Annotated in this window: 13 protein-coding genes and 1 pseudogene; 6 read left to right on the top strand and 8 right to left on the bottom strand. The window is 64.4% G+C overall.

Annotated elements, in window-relative coordinates; all coding sequences use genetic code 11:
- Positions 1-5 precede the first annotated feature (5 nt).
- Both D4Q52_RS17635 and D4Q52_RS17630 read right to left on the bottom strand, forming a co-directional pair.
- A complete protein-coding gene (locus D4Q52_RS17635) occupies positions 6-3,131 on the bottom strand; it encodes an efflux RND transporter permease subunit (protein ID WP_119857878.1) in 3,126 nt (1,041 codons plus the stop codon).
- Between the two features lie 4 nt (positions 3,132-3,135).
- The gene (locus D4Q52_RS17630) at positions 3,136-4,269 is read right to left on the bottom strand and encodes an efflux RND transporter periplasmic adaptor subunit (protein WP_119857877.1); all 1,134 of its coding nucleotides are present in this window, start codon (positions 4,267-4,269) and stop codon (positions 3,136-3,138) included.
- Between the two features lie 144 nt (positions 4,270-4,413).
- Here D4Q52_RS17630 and xth point away from each other — a divergent pair, with 144 nt between their 5' ends.
- The 6 genes from xth (at position 4,414) to D4Q52_RS17600 (ending at position 11,174) form a co-directional block, all read left to right on the top strand.
- On the top strand, positions 4,414-5,205 hold the full coding sequence (gene xth, locus D4Q52_RS17625) for an exodeoxyribonuclease III (RefSeq protein ID WP_119857876.1): 792 nt from the start codon (positions 4,414-4,416) through the stop codon (positions 5,203-5,205).
- A gap of 623 nt (positions 5,206-5,828) precedes the next feature.
- Positions 5,829-7,181 (top strand): substrate-binding protein, encoded by a 1,353-nt coding sequence (locus tag D4Q52_RS17620; RefSeq protein ID WP_119857875.1) that lies wholly within the window; start codon positions 5,829-5,831, stop codon positions 7,179-7,181.
- A 244-nt stretch (positions 7,182-7,425) separates the two neighbouring features.
- Positions 7,426-8,433 carry a branched-chain amino acid ABC transporter permease gene (locus D4Q52_RS17615; protein WP_119857874.1) on the top strand — a complete coding sequence of 336 codons (1,008 nt, stop codon included), beginning with the start codon at positions 7,426-7,428 and terminating at the stop codon, positions 8,431-8,433.
- A 4-nt stretch (positions 8,434-8,437) separates the two neighbouring features.
- Positions 8,438-9,658: a branched-chain amino acid ABC transporter permease gene (locus tag D4Q52_RS17610; protein ID WP_119857873.1), complete on the top strand. Its 1,221-nt coding sequence runs from the start codon at positions 8,438-8,440 to the stop codon at positions 9,656-9,658.
- Positions 9,655-10,425, top strand: a complete 771-nt coding sequence (locus D4Q52_RS17605) for an ABC transporter ATP-binding protein (protein WP_119857872.1) — start codon at positions 9,655-9,657, stop codon at positions 10,423-10,425. The genes D4Q52_RS17610 and D4Q52_RS17605 overlap by 4 nt, the downstream gene beginning before the upstream one ends.
- Positions 10,422-11,174: an ABC transporter ATP-binding protein gene (locus D4Q52_RS17600; protein ID WP_119857871.1), complete on the top strand. Its 753-nt coding sequence runs from the start codon at positions 10,422-10,424 to the stop codon at positions 11,172-11,174. Before D4Q52_RS17605 ends, D4Q52_RS17600 begins: the two co-directional genes overlap by 4 nt.
- Positions 11,175-11,310: 136 nt before the next feature.
- Here D4Q52_RS17600 and D4Q52_RS17595 read toward each other — a convergent pair whose 3' ends face one another.
- The 6 genes and pseudogenes from D4Q52_RS17595 to D4Q52_RS17570 all read right to left on the bottom strand — a co-directional run bounded on the left by D4Q52_RS17595 (position 11,311) and on the right by D4Q52_RS17570 (position 17,721).
- A complete protein-coding gene (locus D4Q52_RS17595; protein ID WP_119857916.1) occupies positions 11,311-12,129 on the bottom strand; it encodes a tetratricopeptide repeat protein in 819 nt (272 codons plus the stop codon).
- A 240-nt stretch (positions 12,130-12,369) separates the two neighbouring features.
- Positions 12,370-12,732: pseudogene (locus D4Q52_RS17590) on the bottom strand (dihydroxy-acid dehydratase); the annotation flags it as partial.
- Positions 12,733-13,144: 412 nt separating this feature from the next.
- Complete coding sequence (gene lpdA / locus D4Q52_RS17585; RefSeq protein ID WP_119857870.1) at positions 13,145-14,566, bottom strand: dihydrolipoyl dehydrogenase; 1,422 nt, start codon at positions 14,564-14,566, stop codon at positions 13,145-13,147.
- Between the two features lie 15 nt (positions 14,567-14,581).
- Complete coding sequence (locus tag D4Q52_RS17580; protein WP_119857869.1) at positions 14,582-16,027, bottom strand: pyruvate dehydrogenase complex dihydrolipoamide acetyltransferase; 1,446 nt, start codon at positions 16,025-16,027, stop codon at positions 14,582-14,584.
- 9 nt (positions 16,028-16,036) lie between these two features.
- Complete coding sequence (locus tag D4Q52_RS17575; RefSeq protein ID WP_119857868.1) at positions 16,037-16,333, bottom strand: DUF5076 domain-containing protein; 297 nt, start codon at positions 16,331-16,333, stop codon at positions 16,037-16,039.
- A 5-nt stretch (positions 16,334-16,338) separates the two neighbouring features.
- Positions 16,339-17,721, bottom strand: a complete 1,383-nt coding sequence (locus D4Q52_RS17570; protein WP_119857867.1) for a pyruvate dehydrogenase complex E1 component subunit beta — start codon at positions 17,719-17,721, stop codon at positions 16,339-16,341.
- Positions 17,722-17,791: the final 70 nt, after the last annotated feature.

Genomic DNA, 17,791 nt, shown 5'->3' with positions numbered 1-17,791 from the left:
ACAACCTATTCCGCCGCCACCGCGCGCGGGCGGTCCTCCGGCAGCTCCTCGAGCTGCGGCTCGAGCCGGCGCTTCAGCTTGCGGTCGATCTTGTCGAGATAGATGTAGATCACCGGGGTGATAAACAGCGTCAGTAACTGCGACACCAGCAGGCCGCCGACCACAGCAACGCCGAGCGGCTGGCGCAGTTCGGCGCCGGCGCCCGCGCCGAGGGCGATCGGCAGCGTGCCGAAGATCGCCGCCAGCGTCGTCATCATGATCGGCCGGAAGCGCAGCAGCGCCGCTTCGCGGATCGCATGTTCGGCAGACAGCCCGACCCGGCGCCGCTCCAGTGCGAAGTCAACCATCATGATGGCGTTCTTCTTGACAATGCCGACCAGCATAACGATGCCGATCATCGCGATCACCGACAACTCCATCTTAAAAAGCATCAGCGTCAGGATCGCGCCGATGCCGGCCGACGGCAGGCCGGAAATGATCGTAATCGGATGGATGAAGCTCTCGTAGAGGATGCCGAGGATCACAAAGGCGGCGAACACCGCGGCGAGGATCAGGACGCCCTGCCCGCGCAAGCTCTCCTGAAACACCTGCGCGGTGCCGGAGAAGCCGGTGAAGATCGTCGCCGGCAGATTCGACTCACGCTCGATCTGGGTGATGCGATCGACCGCCTCGCCGAGCGAACGGCCCTCCGCGAGATTGAAGGAGATCGTCACCGCGGGCTGCTGGCCCTGGTGATTGATCTGCAGCGCGCCGATGCTCGGCACCATCCGCGCCACCGCCTCGATCGGGATAGTCTGGTTGTTGGCCGTCTTCAGGTACAGCTTCGACAGATCGTTCGGATCGACGCGGAACTGCGGCTGCACCTCGAGGATGATCTGATAATCGTTGGTCGGCGTGTAGATCGTGCCGATCTGCCGCGAGCCGTAGGCGTTATACAACTGGTTGCGGACCTGATCGACGGTGATGCCGTAAACCGCGGCTTTCTCGCGGTCGATCTCCACCGTCATCTGCGGATTGCGGATGTAGAGGTCGGTGGTGACGTCGAGCAGGCCCCGCAGCTTGGCGATCTTGTCGCGCATCTCGGGCGCGAGACGGTACAGCGCTTCTGTGTCGCTGCCCTGCATCACGTACTGATACTGGCTCTTGGAAATGCGGCCGCCGACGTTGAGGTTCTGGATGCTCTGGAAGAACGCCTGAATGCCGGGCACCTGCGCCGCCTGCTGGCGCAGCCGTGAGATCACCTTCGGTGCGGGATCGCGCTCCTTGATCGGCTTCAGGCCGACAAACAGCCGGCCGTAATTCGCGGTCGGATTGGGCCCGCCGGCGCCGACCGTGCTGTTGATGTAGTCGACCGCCGGATCCTCGCGGAGGATCTGCACCAGTGCCAGCTGGCGCTCCTTCATCGCCTCGAACGAGGTGTCGGTCGCCGCCTCGGTAACGCCGATCAGGAAGCCGGTGTCCTCCTGCGGAAAGAACCCCTTCGGTACCACCATGTACAGATAGATCGTGCCGCCGAGCGTCGCGAAGGTGACCAGCAGCATCAGGAACTTGTGCGCCAGCACCTTGTCGAGCGCCCATTCGTAGCTGCGCAGCCAGGCCGCGAACATCGCCTCGAAGGCGCGCAGCACGACGTTCTCGCGCTTGTGCGGATCGTGCGCCTTGAGCATCCGCGCGCACAGCATCGGCGTCAGCGTCAGCGACACGAAGCCGGACACCAGGATGGCGATCGAGATGGTGACAGCGAACTCACGGAACACCCGGCCGACGATGCCGCCCATCAGCAGCACCGGGATGAACACCGCGATCAGCGACAGCGTGATCGAGATGATGGTGAAGCCGATCTCGCGGGCGCCCTTCAGCGCCGCCTCGAACGGCCGCATGCCGTCCTCGATGTGCCGCATGATGTTCTCGAGCATGACGATGGCGTCATCGACCACGAAGCCGACCGACAGCGTCAGCGCCAGCAGCGTCATGTTGTTGATCGAGAAGTCGAGCATGTACATCACGGCGAAGGTGCCGAGCAGCGAGATCGGCACCGCCAGCGCCGGGATGAAGGTCGCGGACGCCTTGCGCAGGAACAGGAAGATCACCAGCACGACCAAGACCACGGCGATCGCCAGCGTCTCCTGGACGTCGAACACGGCCTGCCGCACCGAGATCGAGCGATCCATCGTCACCGTCATCTCGACCGACGGCGGGATTTGCGCGCGCAGCGAGGGCAAGCGCTCGCGCACCAGATCGACCACAGCGACCGTGTTGGCGTCGGGCTGCTTCTGGATCGCCAGCACGATGGCGCGGTCGTCGTTCAGCCAGGTCGCGAGCCGGTCGTTCTCGACGCTGTCGTAGATCCGCGCAACCTCGTCGAGTTTGACCGGCGAGCCGTTGCGCCACGCCACCACGATCTGGCGATAGTCGGCGGCCTTGTCCATCTGGCCGGAGGCCTGTAGCACGAAGTCCTGCTTCGGGCCGCTCATGGTGCCGACCGGCGTCGACGAGTTGGCGCGCGCGACCGCGGCGCGGATATCTTCGAGCGACAGGCCGCGCGCCGCCGCGGCTTCGGGATCGGCCTGCACCCGGACGGCGAATTTCTGCGGCCCGTAGATCACCACCTGGGCGACGCCGGGAATCTGCGACAGCGCCTGGCCGATGGTGATGTCGCCATATTCGTTGACGGCCGACAGCGGCAGCGTCGCCGAACTCAACGCCACGAACAGCACCGGAAACTCCGCGGGGTTCACCTTGCGGAAGCTCGGCGGCGTCGTCATTTCGATCGGCAGCCGCCGCTGCGCGATCGTCAGCGCAGTCTGGACGTCGAGCGCTGCCGCGTCGATGTTGCGGCCGAGATCGAACTGGATGGTGATGACTGACGTGCCTTGCGACGAGTTCGACGACATCGACGAGATGCCGGCGATAGTCGAGAGCTGTCGCTCGATGATCCCAGCGACCGAAGCCGCCATCGTATCTGCGCTGGCGCCCGGCAGCGTCGCCGTCACCGCGATGGTCGGAAAGTCGACCTTGGGCAACGCCGACACCGGCAGCAGCCGGTAGCCGAACAGCCCGAACACGATCAGCGACGCGGTGATCAGCGTCGTCATCACCGGCCGACGGATACACAGCTCGGACAAGGTCATCTTCTCAGGCTCCGGCCTTGCGGCTGCGCGGCTCGACCCTGGTGCCCTCCGACAGCAGCAATTGGCCGTCGGTCACCACGTCCTCGCCACCGGCAAGGCCTTCGGCGATCACGGTCTCGCCCTGATGGGTACGGCTGACCTTGACGGGCTGCACATGAGCCGCCCCATCTTTGATGACGAAGACGAAGTTGCCGCTCTGGCTGCGCTGCACGGCGACCGTCGGAACAGCGACGGCCTCCTCGGTACGGATCGTCAGCTTGGTGTTGACCAGCGTACCCGGCCACAGCGTCTCGTTGCCATTGTCCATGATGCCGCGGACCATCACCATGCCGGTGGCGGCGTCGACGGTATTCTCCACCATCGCCACCTTGCCTTCCTCCGATCGCCCACTGCCTGGAATTGTCGCGACCACTCGGGTGGTTCCGGCGGCCATCGCGTCGCGGAGATCGGCAAGCACCCGCTGCGGCACGGCGAAGCTGACATACACCGGGGCCATCTGGTTGATCGTCGCGAGCGGCGCGGTGTCGGCGGGGCGCACGAAATTGCCGATCTTGACGTTGGCCGCGCTAATCCGCCCCGGGAACGGCGCGCGGATCGTGGTGTAGCTCTTCTGGACCCGAAGATTGTCGAGCGCCGATTGCGCACCCTTGATGGTGCCGGCAAGAATGTCGGCCTGGGTCTTGGCGTTGTCGAGATTGACCTGGGTGGTAGCCCCCTTCCCGATCAGCTCGTTGTAGCGACGCAGATCACGTTCCGCACCGGCGAGCTGGGCGCGGTCACGGGCCAGATTGCCCTCGGCCTGTTCGATCTGGGCGTCGATCTGCCGCGCGTCGAGCGTGAACAGCAGATCGCCCTCCTTCACCCGCGCCCCATCTTCGAAATGGACGCCCACGATCGTGGTCTCGAGCCGCGACTTCAGCGCCACGCTGGAGATCGGCGTCACCATGCCGATGGCGTCGACATCGATCGGAACCGGCTTGCGGACCGCTTTAGCGCTATCAACCGCCACCACGCGCGCTCGCGGCGCAGCTTTCGCAGCCACTTTTTGGTCGGCCATCCAATACGGCCGCAATTCGTAGGCCGCGAAGCCGCCTGCGGCGAGCACGATGGCGATGATGATCCAGCGACGCTTCGTCATGACACTCCGTGTCAGCCTGTCGCGGGGCGACGCAGCGCCCGTCCCCGCATCTGCAAAATTAGGTCTCGATTTTACAAAGACTTATCACAGCGGCGCAGGGCATGGTATGGCAGCGGCGGAAATTTTGAACGAGCGGATAACGACATGCGGATCGCGACCTGGAACGTGAACTCGATCCGACAGCGGCTGGACCACCTGCTGACCTGGCTGAACGATTGCCAGCCGGACGTGGTCTGCCTGCAGGAGATCAAATGCGTCGACGAGGCGTTCCCGCGCGAGCCGATCGAGGCGCTCGGCTACAACGTCGTCACTCATGGCCAGAAGACGTTCAATGGCGTCGCTCTGCTGTCGAAGCATCCGCTTGAAGAAGCCACGCCGCGGCTCGCCGGCGATGAGAGCGACGTTCATGCCCGTTTCCTCGAGGGCGTGATCTCGCTGAAGCGCGGGGTGGTTCGGGTCGCGTGCCTGTATCTGCCCAATGGCAACCCGGTCGGCAGCGAGAAATATCCCTACAAGCTGAGCTGGATGTCACGGCTCCTTCAATATTCGAAGGAGCGGATGAAAACCGAGGAGCCGCTGATCCTGGCCGGCGACTTCAACGTGATTCCGCAGCCTGAAGACGTTCACAACCCGGCCGCCTGGGTCAACGACGCGCTGTTCCGGCCGGAAACGCGGGAGAGCTTTCAGGCCCTGCTCGGCCTCGGCCTGACCGACGCGCTCCGCGCCACGACCGACGCGCCCGGCCAATACACGTTCTGGGACTACCAGGCCGGTGCCTGGCAGAAGAACTGGGGCATCCGCATCGACCACCTGCTGTTGTCCCCGCAGGCCGCCGATCGCCTGCGCGGCGTCGGCATCGACAGTTATGTGCGGAATTGGGAGAAGCCGTCCGACCATGTCCCGGTGTGGGCGGATTTCGATCTGGAGACGGCCTGAGCAGACGCCCGCGATCGGGTTGATGTATCGCCGACGCCGCCGCGCCAGCAAGCGGCGGGCTCGTCGCGATTGCCCGATGAGATCAGCAATCGTCCATTGTCGTACGATGCGTTGCTTACAGGGGGCTCAGTAGTCCGAAATGTCGCAGGTATTACCTGCTTCCGCAGCTCACGCTTGACTGCCCCATCCGGCTCACCACGCTGACGCGTCGTTCGACGATTTTCAAACCGCTTCAGCCCAAACGTCAGAGCCCTCGCTCTGTTCGATCAGTATTTACCTCCTATCAGCAACGCACGACCGCGGCCATTTGACGCGAATAGTCCACCTCCTGCTAATTGCTGCGCCACCGCGCACCATCCGCACCGTCAGCCGGCGCCGCTTTGAAAAGATCTGCCTGCAGGTGCCGTTGCGCGTTTCGCCGCAGCTTGATCGCATCGCACCAACGATTACTACCGCGACTGCAATTAGCAGCGATCTACACCAAACGTAGTGGTTGACGGATTCAGGCTCGGCCCACGACCATGCGACAAACAAGGCGACCAAAGCTTGGGCCGTACGGTCACGCACGCGTGTGATCATCGGTAACAAGAGGCGCCGTTTTAGTCGATCACCGAGGAGGAAACATGGCCCACGACAAGCTCATCATTAATCGACGACGCATTCTCAAGACTGGCCTCGCCGGCGCCGCCGCGCTGGCCACACCGACGTTTTTCATTCGCGACGCCTGGGCGGATGAGTTCTGCAACATGCCCAAAGGCAAAGACGTGGTGTTCGGCTTCAACGTGCCGCAATCGGGCGCCTATGCGGACGAAGGCATGGACGAGCTGAAGGCCTATCAGCTGGCCGTAAAGCACCTCAATGGCGAGGGCGACGGCGGCATGCTCAAAACCATGAAGCCGCTGGCGCTCAAGGGCAACGGCATTCTCGGCAAGAAGGTCACTTTCGTTTCCGGCGACACTCAGACCAAGGCGGACGCGGCACGTGCCTCGGCCAAGCGCATGGTCGAGAAGGACGGCGCGATCATGATTACCGGCGGCTCGTCGTCGGCCGAAGCCGTCGCGGTGCAGTCGCTGTGCCAGGACATCGGTGTGATTTTCATGGCGGGCCTGACCCACTCCAACGACACCACTGGCAAGGACAAGCGCGCCTACGGTTTCCGCCATTTCTTCAATGCGTACATGTCAGGCGTGGCGCTCGGTCCGGTGCTTGCCGAAGCCTACGGCAAGGACCGTCAGGCCTATCATTTGACCGCGGACTACACCTGGGGCTGGACCCAGGAAGAGTCGATCAAGGACGCAACCGAGAAACAGGGCTGGAAGACCGTCAAGGCCGTGCGTACGCCGCTCGGCGCAGCAGACTTCTCGCAGTACATCACCCCGGTGTTGAACTCCGGCGCCGACGTGCTGATCCTCAACCACTACGGCAAGGATATGATCAACTCCTTGACCCAGGCGGTGCAATTCGGCCTGCGCGATAAGATGGCGAACGGCAAGAAGTTCGAAATCGTGGTGCCGCTGTTCTCCGAACTGATGGCGCAAGGCGCCGGCGACGCGATCAAGGGCATCTACGGCACCGCAAACTGGGACTGGAAGCTGGAAGACCCCGCGACCGCCGCGTTCACCAAGTCGTTCGGCGCTGCTTACGGCACACCGCCGTCGCAAGCCGCACAAACTTGCTACGTCCAGGCCATCCTCTATGCCGACGCCGTCGAGCGCGCCGGCACCTTCAATCCGTCGAAGGTGATCGCGGCGTTGGAGGGCTTCGAGTTCGACGGCACGGGCAACGGCAAGACGCTGTACCGCGCCGCCGATCACCAGTGCTTCAAAGACGTGCTGGTTGTGCAGGGCAAGGAAAAGCCCAAGGACAAGTTCGATCTGCTGGAAGTGAAGAAGATCGTGCCGGCATCGCAGGTGACCTACGATCCGAGCATCTTCGGCGGCGAACTCGGCTCCAAGGACGCCAAGGCCTGCGGCTGATCTGATCGCACTGCGGCGCTGGAGGCGTCGCCGCGCCAGATGTCGACCGGTCGGTTGCGCCCCGGTGCAGCCGACCGCCGCGTGTCTGGCGACCTGCTCCGTCGCGCCGGCGTGACGTCAAGCTGCCAGGACCGGACGAACTCATCGACGAAATCGTGGATCAACGGCGGCCGGGCTCGGCTGCCGGGGATTGGAGATGGACGTACGCCGATCAAGGCGGCGGACACAGGGAGACTGACGCGGTATGGACGCCATCCTTCTGCAGATCATGAACGGCCTCGACAAGGGCGGCGCCTACGCGCTGATCGCGCTCGGGTTGACACTCGCCTTCGGCACGCTCGGCGTGGTGAACTTCGCCCACGGGGCGCTGTTCATGCTCGGCGCTTTCTGCGCAGTGGTCTTCAACAAGCTGCTGACCCTCGAGATCGTCAAAGTCGATCCGACGCGCACCACCCCCTGGGGCAGCCCGCTCGAGATCAAGACGCCCTACGTCCAGGACATGCTGGGCGATTGGGGCAAGGTGCTGATCGACTATTCGGTGCCGGTCTCGATCCTGGTCGCAATTCCTGTGATGCTGCTGATCGGCATCCTGATCGAGCGGGGTCTGATCCGGTTTTTCTACAAGCGCCCGCACGCCGACCAGATCCTGGTGACCTTCGGCCTCGCCATCGTGTTGCAGGAGATCGTCAAGCACTTCTTCGGCGCCAATCCGATCGCTCAGTCGGCGCCCGCGATGTTCTCCGGTTCGCTGCAGATCACCGACACCATCGTGTATCCCTACTGGCGCATCGTGTATCTCGGCTTCTCGCTGGCGGTGATTGCGCTGGTCTTCGCGTTTCTGCAACTCACCACCTTCGGCATGGTGGTGCGCGCCGGCATGCAGGATCGCGAAACCGTCGGCCTGCTCGGCATCAATATCGAGCGCCGCTTCACAATCGTGTTCGGCCTCGCGGCGGTCGTCGCCGGGCTGGCTGGCGTGATGTACACGCCGATCGTGCCGCCGGACTACCACATGGGCATGGATTTTCTGGTGCTGTCCTTCGTCGTCGTCGTGGTCGGCGGCATGGGCTCGCTGCCCGGCGCGGTGCTGGCCGGATTTCTGCTCGGTATTCTGCAGTCGTTCGCCTCGATGAACGAGGTCAAGGCGCTGCTACCAGGCATCGATCAGATCGTCCTCTATCTGATCGCGGTCGTGGTCCTGCTGGTTCGGCCGCGCGGGTTGCTGGGCCGCAAGGGCGTGATGGAGAGCTGATCAGATGAAGCACACCTCCAAATTCGCCGATATCGCGCTGCTGATCGGTTTCGCCGTGATGGTCGCCCTGGGGCCGATCATCTTCACCCCGATCGGGGCGGGATACCCGGACTTGCTGCAGAAGTTCGCGATCTACGGCATCTTCGCGATCGGCTTCAACATCCTGTTCGGCCTCACCGGCTATCTGTCGTTCGGCCACGCCGCATTCCTCGGCGTCGGCTCCTACGCAGCAGTGTGGTCGTTCAAGCTGGTGTCGATGGAGTTGCTGCCGGCGGTGGCGCTGTCGGTGCTGCTCGCCGGCCTGCTCGCGCTGGCGATCGGCTTCGTCTCGCTGCGCCGCTCCGGGATCTACTTCTCGATCCTGACGCTCGCGTTCGCGCAGATGTGCTACAACATGGCATACTCGGTGCTGACGCCGATCACCAATGGCGAGACCGGCCTGCGCGTGCTGCGCGACGACCCGCGCGTGCTCGACGCGGCGATCGGCTACTCCTCGCCGATGCCGTCACTGTTCGGCCTGCCGATTACCGGCTGGACCGGATTCTACATCTGCGGCGCGGTGTTGGTGGCGGCGTTCGGGCTGTCGATCGCGATCTTCCGCTCGCCGTTCGGCATGACGCTGCGTGCCATCAAATCGAACCAGAACCGGATGGGCTACACCGGCTACAGCACCCGACCCTATCTGCTGTCCGCCTTCGTGATCTCCGGCATGTTCGCCGGTCTGGCCGGCTCCCTGCTCGCCGCCACCGACCCGCTCGCGGGCGCCGAACGCATGCAGTGGACCGCGTCGGGCGAGGTCGTGCTGATGACCATCCTGGGCGGCGCCGGAACGCTGCTCGGGCCGGTCGTCGGCACGGGGATCATCAAGTATTTCGAGAACATCTTCTCCGCCTATAACAATCAGCAGCTCACGAAGATGTTCTCGTTCCTGCCCGACGGCGTGCGCGACAGCGTGGTGAACGTGACCAGCCTGTTCGTCGGCGAAGGCTGGCAGCTCACGCTCGGCCTGCTGTTCATGGCTGTCGTGATCTTCCTGCCCGGCGGCGTCATGGAAGGCGTCAACAGGCTGATCGGCCTCAAGCACACGCCGAAGGTCAAATCGCTCGGCGACTCGCCGCAGCGCGACGGCCTCGGCGAGACCGTGATCGAAGAGATGCCGACGCACGATCGCAGCGCCGAGATCGAGCACAACGCCGCCGAACAGAAAGCGAGGGCCGTGTCATGATCGCGGATAGCGATATCGTTCTGCACATCGACCACGTCCACAAGACCTTCGCCGGCTTGCATGCTTTGGCGGACGTGCATCTCGACATCCGCGAAGGTGAGACCCACGCCATCATCGGCCCCAACGGCGCCGGCAAGTCGACGCTGCTGAACGTCTGCGTCGGCGTCCTGCCTCCGACGCAGGGCAAGGTGATGTTCCACGGCACGCAGCTCACAGGGCTGAAACCCTATGAGATCAACCAGCTCGGCGTGGCGCGAGTGTTTCAGACACCCGAGATATTCGGCGACCTGACCGTGCTGGAAAACGTGATGATGGCGATGCTGTCGCATCAGGACGGCGCTTTTCGGCTGAAGCTGGTGTCGCGGTTCGACGAACAGGGCGAGATCGGTCAGCGCGCCGTTCAGGCGCTGCGCGATCGTGGGCTTGGCGAGCACCTCTATCACCTGGCCGGCGCGCTTTCGCGCGGCGACAAGCGCCGGCTCGAACTGGTGATGGGGCTGGTGCAGAAGCCGAAGCTGCTGCTGCTCGACGAGCCGACCGCCGGCATGGCGCGCGCCGACACCAACGCCACCATCGAGATCCTGCGGCAGATCAAGCAGTCGGGCATGACCATCGTGATCATCGAACACGACATGCACGTGGTGTTCTCGCTCGCCGACCGCATCACCGTGCTGGCCGGCGGCCGCGTCATCGCGCAGGGCGTGCCCGACGAGATCAAGGGCAATCCGAAAGTGATCGAAGCCTATCTCGGCGAGGAGCAAGTATGACGACGAGGACTGCCGAACGGCCGCACGCCACCCATTCGGGCGAGGCGCCATATTTCAGCTGTCACAACCTCAACGCCTATTACGGCGACAGCTACATCGTGCAGAACGTCTCGTTCACGCTGAACAAAGGCGAGATCCTGGCCCTGCTCGGCCGCAACGGCGCCGGCAAGACTTCCACGCTGCGCTCGATCGCGCGAGCGTCAACCCCCGAATTGGTGTCCGGCGAAGTGATCCTCGACGGCGTCAGGCTGCACGGCAAGCCGAACTACGTTGCGGCGCAGGCCGGCATCCAGCTGGTGCAGGAAGATCGCCGCATCATCCCAGGCATGACGGTGGAGCAGAACCTGCAACTCGCTGTGATATCCGGCAGCGCCGGATGGCCGTTCGAGCGAATCTACGAGCTGTTCCCGCGGCTCGCGGAGCGCCGCAAGCAGGAAGGCGTGACGATGTCCGGCGGCGAACAGCAGATGCTGGCGATCGCCCGCGCGCTGGCCCGTGACCTCAAGCTGCTGCTGCTCGACGAGCCCTATGAGGGCCTCGCCCCGGTGGTCCGCCACGACATCGCCAAAGCCCTGCGGGAAGTCCGCTCAGCCGGCATCACCACGATCATCGTAGAGCAGAATGCCGTGGCGGCGCTCGAACTGTCCGACCGCGCGGTGATCCTCGACACCGGCGAGGTGGCGTTCGACGGATCGGCGCGACACGTCCTCGAAAGCGAGGAATTACGGCTGAAGTATCTGGCGATCTGACCCGGGCCGACTGCACGCCGGCCCGCAAACACAAGCGCTGTAGATGCTCGCGTCTTTTCAGTGACCGGGCCCTGCCCCGCTATCTCTCCGGCGCTCCGCACACAGGACACGGGTCAGCTCCGTGCCGGAGCCGGCGTCAGTCCCGCCGGCCTTGCACCCAGTGCTCGAGCATCTGCAACGCCATCGCGCGGTCGTCGTCGGACGCCTTGGCGAAGGCCCGGTTATAGCTCTCCTTGATCCAGGTCTCCTCCGGCGCGGCGCTGTCGCGAGCCAGCGTCAGCCACATCAGGCCGCGGGCAGCCTGCTTGGGCAACTTCTCGCCGTTGAACAGCAACTGGCCAAGCATCGCCTGGGCCTGATGCTGACCCTTCTGCGCCGCCAATCCGAGCCAGCGCGCGCCGTAGCGGAAATCGCGCGGCATGCCGATGCCTTCAATGTACAGCCGGGCCAGATCGTACTGCGCGTCCGCGTTGCCGAAATACGAGGCGGCGTAGGAGAACATCTCGCGCGCCCGCTCCGGATCGCGCTTCACCTTCGAATTCGGAATTCCGTCGAGATAATAGCGGCCGAGCGCCACAAAGGCGTTGGCAATGACCGCCGCCTGCGGCGCGGACGGGCTGTCCTCGGCGTGGGCGTTGGCGATCTTGCTGAAATAGTCGAACGCCCGCAGATCGTCCTGCACGACGCCGTTGCCGTCGGCGTACATCCGGCCGAGTCGCCATTGGGCAATCGGGTGACCGCCCTCGGCGGCATATTGCAACGCGGTCAGCGAGGTCGTGGCGGTTTCGGCGGGGATCGCCTTCTTCAGCACCGGCGCGGTCCCGGGCTGCGACGACGCCACAGGGATGGTGGTGTTCTCGGGGCTTACCGGAGTACCCTCGAAGGCAAGCGCCGGCGTCAGGGCGCTCGCGCCCAATACCCACGCAACAACAACTGTACGCTCGAACATCCGCATAGCAATGCTTCTCGGCCGCCCCGCCCGGACGGACCGCGGCGCCGCGGAGTGCGGACCGGACCAGCTGGGCATCATTCCAAAGCGCTTCCGACGATGATCTGTCGCATCAGCCGTCCGTTTGGACGTGCGCGTCAGAAGATCATTGCCGGTCAAATTAATGTCAGAGGAGACCGCCTCGGGCAGGGCCGCCGGAGTGTGGCCGCCGTGCAGCATAGCCCCCGGCGACATCGCCATGGCCCGAGCCGGTCGTTCGCCGCCGAAGCAACGAACGGGCTCTGAAAACTGCAGGTACGACATTCCCGCGACCTTCACGTTCGCACCTTCTGGTACGAGATTTCCCTGTAGCCCGACGCTGCCAATCTCTCGGACCGGCTGCCGCGTCCGCCGCACCACCTCATGATGCGGAGTCCACGTCGTAGACTTCTGATCTTCGAAGATCGTCCGGCCAAAAAGGGTCAGGCGGTCGCCGTGCAGGAAGTCACGATCGAGCTGGGTCTTCATCAGGAGCGGTATGATGCCAGCATCATCTATGTCTTTGGCGACATCACGGCCGGGCGGCTGCAAATCCGCGATATATGGTGTCTTTTTGAAGACTGGGCCGACACTGCGGGCGCCGGAGTTGGTAGTCCCCGCGCCGTCTGTCGCACGATGCAGCGCAGCATCGGCCGAATGGCGAGTGGATGTATGCGGCAGGTCGGAGCCGAGCGAAGCACCAGCCCGCACGGCGTGTGGCCGGCTGAGAAGCTTCGACTTGCTGTCCGGATTCGCGCCCATCACTAACTCGCATCCCGGCCGTTCTGGCCAGAGCCCCAACCGTGGAGAACTTCATCGACCGGCCCATTCAGAGTTGAGCCTGCCTTGGGACGATGGTCTCATTGACCGGTGTGGCTAAAAAGCGGCGCGCGCAACAGCGACCGTCAAAGACGGTTAAATGATCCGGAACTGTTGCGAAATCGCAACAAACGTTGCTCGATAGCCACCACTATCGGTTGGCTAACCGCCTGATTAGGATGAACTAGGCGTTCAGCACCTTGCCGTAGGCGTCCAGCACGGCTTCCTTCATCATCTCCGACAGCGTCGGGTGCGGGAAGATGGTGTGCATCAGCTCTTCCTCGGTGGTCTCGAGGTTCATCGCCACCACGTAGCCCTGGATCAGCTCGGTGACTTCGGCGCCGATCATATGCGCGCCGATCAGCTGGCCGGTGGTCTTGTCGAAGATCACCTTGACCAGCCCCTGATCCTCGCCGAGCGCGATCGCCTTGCCGTTGGCGGTGAACGGAAAACGGCCGACCCGGATCTCGCGGCCCTGCTCCTTCGCCTTGGCCTCCGTGAGGCCCACCGAGGCGATCTGTGGATTGCAATAGGTGCAGCCCGGGATCAGGCTCTTGTCGAGCGGATGCGGGTGCAGGCCCTTGATGGCCTCGACACAGAGCACGCCCTCATGCTCGGCCTTGTGGGCCAGCATCGGCGGCCCGGCGATGTCGCCGATGGCGTAGATGCCGGGGACGTTGGTCTTGCCGAGGCCGTCGGTGACGATGGTGCCGCGCTCGATCTTGACGCCGAGCTTCTCCAGCCCGAGGTTCTCGACATTGCCGACGACGCCGACCGCAGAAATCACCCGCTCGAATTCCTCGGTGAACGGCTTGCCGTCGCCCGCGTCGATGGTAGCGACGACGCTGTCGGCCTTCTTGTCGAGCTTGGTGACCTTGGTGCCGGACAGAATCCGGATGCCCTGCTTCTCGAACCGCTTGCGGGCGAGCGTAGCGATCTCGGCGTCTTCGACCGGCAGTATCTGCGGCAGCACCTCGACCACGGTGACCTTGGAGCCCATGGTGTGGAAGAACGACGCGAACTCGATGCCGATCGCGCCCGAGCCGACCACCAGCAGCGACTTCGGCATCTTCTCAGGGACCATCGCCTCGAAATAAGTCCAGATCAGCTTCTTGTCCGGCTCGAGCCCCGGCAGCGCCCGCGGCCGCGCGCCGGTGGCGACGATGATGTGCTTGGCCTGATAACTGCCCGGGCCAATCGTGCCCTTCGGCGCCTCGGTCCTGGAGGCGGTGACGGTGATCTTGCCCGGCGCGTCGATCGTCGCCTGGCCCCAGATCACCGAGACCTTGTTCTTCTTCATCAGGAAGCCGACTCCGTCGTTGAGCCGCTTCGACACCCCGCGTGAGCGCTGCACCACCGCCTTCGGATCGTAGCTGATGTTGTCCGCCGACAGCCCGTAGTCCTTGGCGTGCTGCATGTAGTGATAGATCTCGGCCGAGCGCAGCAGCGCCTTGGTGGGGATGCAGCCCCAGTTCAGGCAGATGCCGCCAAGATGCGTCTTCTCGACGATCGCGGTCTTGAAGCCGAGCTGCGCCGCCCGGATCGCCGCGACGTAGCCGCCGGGTCCGGAGCCGATGATGATGACGTCGAAAGAGGTGTCGGACATGGCAGCCTTGGGAACTTAGACGATCATCATCACGGGATTTTCGATCAGCGCCTTGAAGGCGCCGAGCAGTTCGGCGCCGAGCGCGCCGTCGACGGCGCGGTGGTCGGTCGACAGCGTCACGCTCATGATCGTGGCGACCTCGATCTTGCCGGCCTTAACAATCGGGCGCTGCTCGCCGGCGCCGACCGCCAGGATGGTGGCGTGCGGAGGATTGATCACCGCGGCAAAGTCCTTGATGCCGTACATGCCGAGATTGGACACCGCGGTCGAGCCGCCCTGATATTCTTCCGGCTTGAGCCGGCGGTTACGGGCCCGCGCCGCGAAATCCTTCATCTCGCGCGAGATCGTCGACACCGATTTGAGATGCGCGTCGCGCACCACCGGCGTGATCAGGCCGCCGGGGATCGACACGGCGACGCCGACGTCGGAGCCCTGGTGCTTCAGCATCGCGCCCTCGGTCCAGGTGACGTTGGCATCCGGCACGCGCTGCAGCGCCATCGCCAGCGCCTTGATGACGAAGTCGTTGACCGACAGCTTGTAGGCCGGCTTGCCGTCCTTATCCTTCGGCGCCTGGGCGTTGATCTGCTCGCGCGCCAGCATCAGGGCGTCGAGGTTGCAGTCCATCGTCAGGTAGAAATGCGGGATGGTCTGCTTGGCCTGGACAAGGCGCTGCGCGATAATCTTGCGCATGCTGTCGTGGGGCACTTCCTCGTAGCTGCCGTCCTTGAAGAAGGCGCGGATCTGCTGATCCGACATCGACGGCGCGATCGCCGGCGCAGCGCCGGATGACGGCGTGGCAGCAGCCGCGGGCGCCTTCAGGCCGCCGCCGGCCTTGGCCTGCTCGACGTCACGGGCGATGACGCGGCCATGCGGGCCGGTGCCGTTGATCCGCGACAGCTCGATGCCGGCGTCCTTGGCGAGCCGCCGCGCCAGCGGCGACGAGAACACGCGGGCGCCGTTTTGCGTCGCGGGTTCAGCAGCGGCTGGCGGAGCCGAATTCGAACGTTCGGAGGGACGCGGCGCTGGCGCCGACGATTCAGCTTTGGTCGGCGCCTCGGGCTTCGCTGTATCCGTCTTCGGCGCCTCGGGCTTCGTTGGCTCGGCCTTGGCCTCAGCCTTGGCCGCATCAGCCTTGGCCGCATCAGGCTTGGCTGCTTCAGGCTTGGCTGCTTCAGGCTTGGCCTGCGCGGCGCCCGCGCCGGCCGCCTTAACGTCCTCGCCGTCGCCGGCCAGCACCGCGATCACATCGTTGACCGGCACGTCCTGCGTGCCTTCAGGCACCAGGATCTTGGCGATCGTGCCTTCATCGACCGCTTCGACTTCCATCGTCGCCTTGTCGGTCTCGATCTCGGCGATCACGTCGCCGCTCTTGACCTTGTCGCCCTCCTTCTTCAGCCACTTCGCAAGGTTGCCCTTCTCCATGGTCGGCGACAAAGCGGGCATCAGAATGTTGATCGGCATGGCGAAACCTTATTGGGGCCGTTCGGTCGTGCTGCCCAAATCGGACGGGCGCGCGATCTCGGACTCGAACATCTCGACGATGCGCTCCAGCGCTTCGTCCTCGGTGTAGTTGCTCTCGCGCGAGTAGGCGCGCGCGGCGTGGCGGGCGATATCGACCAGCAGCAGCCCCCACATCTCGGGCTCCTCGAAGGCGCGCATGAAGGCGATCGACAGTCCGCCGTCGAGCACGAAGGCGCGCAGCACCTCGGTGGCGTCCTCGCGTCCCTCGACGTCGGGCGGCAGCGGCTGTTGCTTGGGGCCGGCCATGGCGGCTACCGATAACAGACGGCCTTCGCCGCCTCGACGACTTCGGCGACACTCGGCAGCGCCAGCTTTTCGAGATTGGCGGCATAGGGCATCGGCACGTCCTTGCCGGAGACGCGCGTCACCGGCGCGTCGAGATAGTCGAAGGCGTGCTCCATGATGCGGGCGACGAGTTCGGCGCCGACGCCGTTCTGCTGCCAGCCTTCCTCGATCGTCACGGCGCGACCGGTCTTCTTCACCGATGCGATAATGGTGTCGGTATCGAGCGGACGCAGCGTGCGCAGATCGATCACTTCGGCCTCGATGCCCTCGCCCGCCAGTTCCTCGGCCGCCTTCAGCGTGTAGGTCATGCCGTGCGACCACGAGATCAGCGTGACGTGCTTGCCTTCGCGAGCAACCTTGGCCTTACCGATCGGGAGCACGAAGTCGTCGAGCTTCGGCACTTCGCCGGACTGCCCGTACATCATCTCATGCTCGAGGAAGATCACCGGGTTGGGATCGCGGATGGCAGCCTTGAGCAGACCTTTGTAGTCGGCCGCGGTCGAGGGCGCGATCACCTTGAGGCCGGGGATCTGCGAGTACCAGGCCGAGTAGTCCTGGCTGTGCTGCGCGGCGACGCGGGAGGCCGCGCCGTTGGGGCCGCGGAACACGATCGAGCAGCCGAGCTGGCCGCCCGACATGTACAGCGTCTTCGCCGCGGAGTTGATGATCTGGTCGATCGCCTGCATGGCGAAATTGAAGGTCATGAATTCGACGATCGGCTTCAGCCCGGTCATCGCGGCACCGACGCCGACGCCGGCAAAGCCGTGCTCGGTGATCGGCGTATCGATCACGCGGCGGGCGCCGAATTCCTGCAGCAGGCCCTGCGTGACCTTGTAGGCGCCCTGATACTCGGCGACCTCTTCGCCCATCACGAACACGTCGGCATCGCGGCGCATCTCTTCGGCCATCGCGTCGCGCAGCGCTTCACGGATGGTTTGCGTCACCATTTCGGTGCCCGCCGGGATATCCGGATCGGCAGCTGCCGATACCCTCGGCGCTTCCGGCGCATGCTGCGCAGGAGCCGCGGCGGACTTCGCCTGCGCGGCTTCCGGCTCGGCGGCTGGCGGCGCGGATTGCGCGGCCTTGTCGGCATCCGCGGCACTTTCGCCGTCGCCCAGAATGGTGGCGATCGGGGTATTCACCGCGACGTCGTTGGTGCCCTCGGGGATTAGAATCTTGCCGAGCGTGCCTTCATCGGCGGCTTCGACTTCCATCGTCGCCTTGTCGGTCTCGATCTCGGCGATGACGTCGCCGCTTTTGACCTGGTCGCCTTCCTTCTTGAGCCATTTCGAAAGGTTGCCCTTTTCCATGGTCGGCGACAGCGCGGGCATTAGAATTTGAGTAGGCATCGGGGCTCCGCAGTCAGATCTTGCGCGGGATCGCCGCAAGGCGGCAGGAAAGCGGGACCGGCGCGCAGGC

The sequence above is a fragment of the Rhodopseudomonas palustris genome, from assembly GCF_003591005.1.
Lineage (GTDB): Bacteria > Pseudomonadota > Alphaproteobacteria > Rhizobiales > Xanthobacteraceae > Rhodopseudomonas > Rhodopseudomonas palustris_K.
This window is presented reverse-complemented; position numbering and strand designations above follow the sequence as displayed.